This is a genomic window from Arthrobacter sp. H14, assembly GCF_000520495.1.
GTDB lineage: Bacteria > Actinomycetota > Actinomycetes > Actinomycetales > Micrococcaceae > Arthrobacter_C.
This window is the reverse complement of record NZ_AZRX01000491.1, coordinates 1-4843: the sequence shown is the minus strand read 5'-3', so window position 1 is coordinate 4843 and position 4843 is coordinate 1. Positions and strand designations below refer to the sequence as shown.

Annotated in this window: 6 protein-coding genes; 2 read left to right on the top strand and 4 right to left on the bottom strand. The window is 63.3% G+C overall.

Translation table 11 applies throughout. From position 1 onward, the window contains the following. The 3 genes from Y707_RS30415 to Y707_RS0101715 all read right to left on the bottom strand — a co-directional run. Positions 1-524, bottom strand: a 524-nt coding sequence (locus Y707_RS30415) for a hypothetical protein (protein WP_051441544.1), incomplete at its 3' end; no start/stop codon positions are given. Further along, complete coding sequence (locus tag Y707_RS0101725) at positions 521-1870, bottom strand: serine/threonine-protein kinase (RefSeq protein ID WP_051441543.1); 1350 nt, start codon at positions 1868-1870, stop codon at positions 521-523. The genes Y707_RS30415 and Y707_RS0101725, both read right to left, overlap by 4 nt. An 800-nt stretch (positions 1871-2670) precedes the next feature. Further along, positions 2671-2880 carry a helix-turn-helix domain-containing protein gene (locus Y707_RS0101715; RefSeq protein ID WP_035779914.1) on the bottom strand — a complete coding sequence of 70 codons (210 nt, stop codon included), beginning with the start codon at positions 2878-2880 and terminating at the stop codon, positions 2671-2673. A 535-nt stretch (positions 2881-3415) separates the two neighbouring features. Between Y707_RS0101715 and Y707_RS33385 the strand changes: the two genes are divergently transcribed. Continuing rightward, positions 3416-3847, top strand: a complete 432-nt coding sequence (locus Y707_RS33385) for a sigma factor (protein ID WP_442853271.1) — start codon at positions 3416-3418, stop codon at positions 3845-3847. Further along, on the top strand, positions 3831-3938 hold the full coding sequence (locus Y707_RS33380) for a sigma-70 family RNA polymerase sigma factor (RefSeq protein ID WP_216699184.1): 108 nt from the start codon (positions 3831-3833) through the stop codon (positions 3936-3938). Before Y707_RS33385 ends, Y707_RS33380 begins: the two co-directional genes overlap by 17 nt. A gap of 135 nt (positions 3939-4073) precedes the next feature. Here the strand turns inward: Y707_RS33380 and Y707_RS0101700 are convergent. After that, on the bottom strand, positions 4074-4843 hold a 770-nt coding region (locus tag Y707_RS0101700), incomplete at its 5' end, for a type III polyketide synthase (RefSeq protein ID WP_026533819.1).

Here is a 4843-nt window from a genome sequence, read left to right as displayed (position 1 = left end):
GTGGATCCGCTGGGTTCCGGTAGCGGGGGCGCAGGTTCTGTCGGTTCGGGTTCCGGGCCGGGCGGGGTCGTGGTCCCGGTTGGCGCTGGTACCGCTGGTGCGGGGGCAGGCGGATTCGGTGCGGGTGCTGGTGGTTGTGGATCCGGTGCTGGTGCCGGTGCTGGTGCCGGTGCTGGTGGTTCGGGTTTGGGCTCGGGTTTGGTGCGGGGCTGTTTTTGTTCTGCGGTTTTGGTTTCGAGTTCCCTCTGTACGGTGGTGATGGCCTTTTCTATGCGTTTGGTCCGGTCGGATCCGATGGCTCCGTTTGTTGCTGCCGAGTCCACGCTGGCGCTGAGTTTTTCCAGCGCTTTCAATGCCTGGGCGTAGTCACCATCGGCGGCCAGTTCCGTGACGGTCAATACGCCGCCCTGAAGCCTGGCCGCCGTTGCCGGGTCATAGTCCGGTGCAGGCGAGCATCCGCTGAGGAGGGGGATACTCAACACCGCGGCGGTCAAAAAGATCCGGATTCTGCTGTTCTGTTTCATGATCCGGCAACGCTTTTCTGCAGGTCATCCAGACGCTTCCCCAGTTCTTCGGGTACGGACGGATAATCGACCGGGGGCGGGCCGGTACCGGTCGCCGGAATCAGCATCATGGCCGCGGCCACCGTCAGGACGGTAATGGCCAGAACCAAAACCGCCACAGCCCATTGGCCGGGGCCCAGCCGTTTCCGGGGAGTGCGTGCGGGCCGGTGGGGAGGGCTCTCCTCCTCGTCGGGAAGATACAGTGCCGAAGTGTTTCGGAGGCGTTGGGGCTGCGGTGTGCCGGGGCCGGAGACGGCGGGCATGGGCGATGTCTCGGGGGAGGGGCCTTCCGAAGACAGGATCGCCGTTTCCGGGGAGCCGGTATCGGCAAACGGCCGGGACGGCCCTGTTGGAGCCGGGTGTTCAGCCGCTTCGGTGGTGCTCTCATTCCCGGCTGTGGGCAGGGAGCGTAGGGTGGCTGCCACATCGGCTGCGGCGGGACGGGATTCGGGCCCGCGGGCGGTCATGGCCGTCAGTAATTGGACCCAGCCGGGCCCCAGCCCGGAGGGGATGCGCGGTTCCCTGTACAGACGCGCCGCGGCGGAGGCAACCGCCTCACCGGGGAAAGCGACCTTGCCAGTGAGGCATTCGAGCAGGACCAGCCCCAAAGAGTAGATGTCTGTGGCAGCGGTGATGACCAGCCCGCCGGACTGTTCGGGACTGAAATACGTTGCAGTGCCCATGGACTGGCCGGCCGCGGCCAGCTGCCGGTCCTGAAGGAGCCCGGCGATGCCGAAGTCGGCGAGTTTGGGATGAGCCATCCGGTGCCGGCTGCCGGGCGCACCGATAAGGATATTGGCAGGTTTCACATCACGGTGGACGATCCCACGGCCGTGGATATAAGCCAGCGCCGCGGCGATACCGGCACCGATAGCGCTCGTCTCTGCGCCGCTGAACCGGCCCTGCCCGCTTAAGGGGCCCTGGCGGCGTGCCCGGTGCAGATCGGCGCCCTCGATCAGTTCCATCACCAGATACGCCCGCCCCGGAGCGGCGGTCTCGACACCTGCATCAAAGACGGTGACCAGGTTGCGGTGGCTTAGTCCGGCCAGGACCTTGACTTCATTGCCGATCCTGCCTGCTTCCTCACCGCCGTCCGGAGCGGAACGGAAGAGTTTAACCGCCACATTCCTGCCCAGGAGTTCATCCCGGCCCCTGTACACCGCGGCCATGCCGCCCCGCCCGATCAGGGTACCGAGCCGGTACCTCCCGCCGAGCAGTGTCTCCGGCGCGCCCGCTGGCACGGCCTTGCCGGCGCGTGAGTCATTGTCCGTTAGAGCGGGGGCATCCGTGCCTGCTGCGTTGTTCATTGCATGATCCCCCTGAAAAAATAAGTGCTCTATGACTAAAGCCGCTTTCCTGGCGGCAACGCCACTATGTGGTTTCCCCAACAGTGGTGATGCTGTATGCCCAAACAACGATTCTATAACGGTGAGCCCTCCGCGGGCACAGTTCGGGCAGGAAACATACCTCCCGCTAGGCTTGGGTTGTGAGCCGGATCATTGCAGGAGCCGCAGCCGGGACCCGGCTCCACCCCGGCCCCCGGCGAGACAGAACCGCCGGAAGCAGAGGGACACCAGGGTGCGCTTTTCACTCTGCTCGAATCCTACGACCTCATCGAGGACGTCCCGGTGCTCCATTCGAACTCGCCGCCGGCACCGGAATCGACTCGGTCAGCCTCGCAGAGATCCATGCCCCGACGGGGAAATGACCACGCGCATTGGGCGGATGGGTAGGGCTCATTGGTACTCGATGATGGACCACGTCCGGCCGGGATAACCTCCAACAGCAAACTCGGTGGCAGGTGCTACGCATACTGGCTGCGGCGCAGGGATGAGGGGCTGGGCGAGGATCCAATGCAAGTCATTTCCACCCGGTCAATCGATCTGGCGGACCCGACGCTGAACACCGCATGCGAACGGCTGGACCTCCGCTGTTTCCAGCCCGGAGGTGGCATCTTTCCGGAGCCGCGAAGGCCCCGGATATGGGTGTGGCACCCGCCCCGGGTTGGGGTGGGTGCCACACTTGTTCCTTGAGGGTTGGGCTAGAGCAGTCCGCGGCGCGGCAAAGCCGGCCTCTCCGGCACGTGCGCTGTCACTGTGTGCCGCAGTCAATCCGTGAGCCCGTCTGGGTGTGCGCCTGTTGTTTTGGGCAGGTAGGCCTCAATGGCGGCGACCGGGACCCGGAATGAGCGGCCGAACTGGATGGAGGGCAGTTCGCCCGAGTGCACCTTGCGGTAAACGGTCATTTTGGACACGCGTAATGCGGCAGCGACTTCAGCCACCGTCAACAGCTGGACCGGGTGAAATTCCTTATCCATCAGAGGGCCCGCCGGCGCTGCTTCACGCACGACAATATATGCTTCATGGGTTCCCCCATTTCCTGTGGCCTCAGGGCAGCTGCTTCACCCCTCGACCACCTCTACCTAACATTCGAGGGGAACAGCTGACTGGATTGGTCGCTGTGGCGGCGGGGGAGGGGTGAGCTCGACTCCGCGGGGCCCGGGGTCATACAACGGTGAATCTAAGCGCGGTTCGTCGCCACGACCGCGCCGATCACCAAGGATGACTTCAACCGACTGGGTTACGGCCGCGTTTTCCCGGAGGTTAAGACACCGGTCACGGTGTTCGCAATGAAGCCGTTCGCGGAAGTGACATCACGGTTGAACATTCAATGGTTGCGTGATCCCGGGTATTGGTTTCGGTTGTGTAACTTAATGGCTCTGGCTGCGGGATCGGTCGGTTATGTGTGAAGCTAATGAATGAGTCCTGCCAGGCCTCCACGCCGAGGGAAGATCGGATGAGTTGGCTGATCAAGCGAGTGGTACCCCTGATCTGGGGGGCCTGGTTGCGCGTGTGGCCCAAGGCGAGGTGGAGGCGTTTGAGGAATTATACGCTCGAACGGTTACCCGCGTTTATGGTGTGATCCGGAGAGTGCTCCTGGACCGGGCGTTAAGCGAGGATGCCGCTCAGGACGTATATGTCCAAGTCTGGTTCAATGCCTATAAGTACAATCCTGATGCCGGAAGTCCCATGACGTGGCTTCTGATGATCGCTCATCGTCGGGCCGTGGACAGGGTCCGCAGTGAGCAGCGGTTCATCGGCCGTAATCTCAAATATGAAATGCTCTCCAGGTTCCATGAGTACGATCCTGTGCCGGCGCTTGTCGACCGGCTGGCAGCAGCCGAAGCCATCGGCCGGTGCCTGGGGTCATTGACGACCCTGCAGTACGAATCGCCTTGCCTATTACGGCGGACTCACCTATACCGACGTGGCTGCAGAGCTTGATGTAAAACCCCCAACGGTGAAAACAAGGATCCGCGACGGCTTGATCCGCCTAAGAAAGTGCTTGGAAGAGCAGGGCATTGACCGGCAATGACCCCAGGCACGGGCGGCCGTTTCGGTGAGCCCGTATGCGACAGGGAGGTTCTGTAGAGCCTCCCTGTCGATCGCAGTCGGGTTTGGCCATTTCCTCGACGGCGGCTGCGTCCCGCCGGCAGGAAGCCGGAAGGGCTCATGCGTCTACTTTGGTGAAAAGCGCCGTCTCCACCGTGAGGCCGGGGCCGAAGGCCATGGAGCAGATGCGCCCGTTGCCGCTCGACGATGGTTGCTCCAGGATGTGTTTCAGCACGAACATCACGGTGGCGCTGCTCATGTTGCCGAACTGCCGAAGTGTTTCGCGGGCAGGCACAAGCTGCTCCTGGGTCAGGTCCAGTTTCGCTTCAACCTTGTCGAGGATGCTCCGCCCGCCCGGATGGATTCCCCAGTGCTCGATGTCGCGGTATGCGATTCCTTTGAGGGTTTCATCGTGGGCAAGGAGCGGTGCCAGCGCGCCGACGATGTGCTCGTCGATAATGTGGGGAACGTAGGTGCCGAGGACCAGCTCAAAGCCCTCATCGCCGATGTCCCAGGCCATCGACTCCTCGCCCACCGGGGTAAGGACAGTTTCGAAGTAATCGAGGCTGAGGGCGGGGCCGTTGAGGGGAAGATCGCGCGCGGTAACGATCGCGGCAGCTGCTCCATCGGCGAAGAGCGATGAACCGACGATGGTGTCCGGATTGTTGGAGGACCGCACGTGCAGCGAGCACAGCTCGGCGCTGATCACGAGCACGACGGCGTCGGGGTCGGCCTCGCAGAAGGCCTTCGCCGAGCGAAGCGCAGGGAACGCGGCGTAGCAGCCCATGAAGCCGAGGTGGTAGCGCTGCACCGATGGTGCAAGGTCAAGCGCGCGCACCACCTTGTAATCGGGCCCCGGCGCGAAGAAGCCGGTGCAGGACACCGTCA

Coding starts and splice junctions, on each gene's coding strand:
- Y707_RS0101725 (WP_051441543.1), bottom strand. CDS start 1,870: ATGAACAACGCAGCAGGCACGGATGCCCCCGCTCTAACGGACAATGAC.
- Y707_RS0101715 (WP_035779914.1), bottom strand. CDS start 2,880: ATGGATAAGGAATTTCACCCGGTCCAGCTGTTGACGGTGGCTGAAGTC.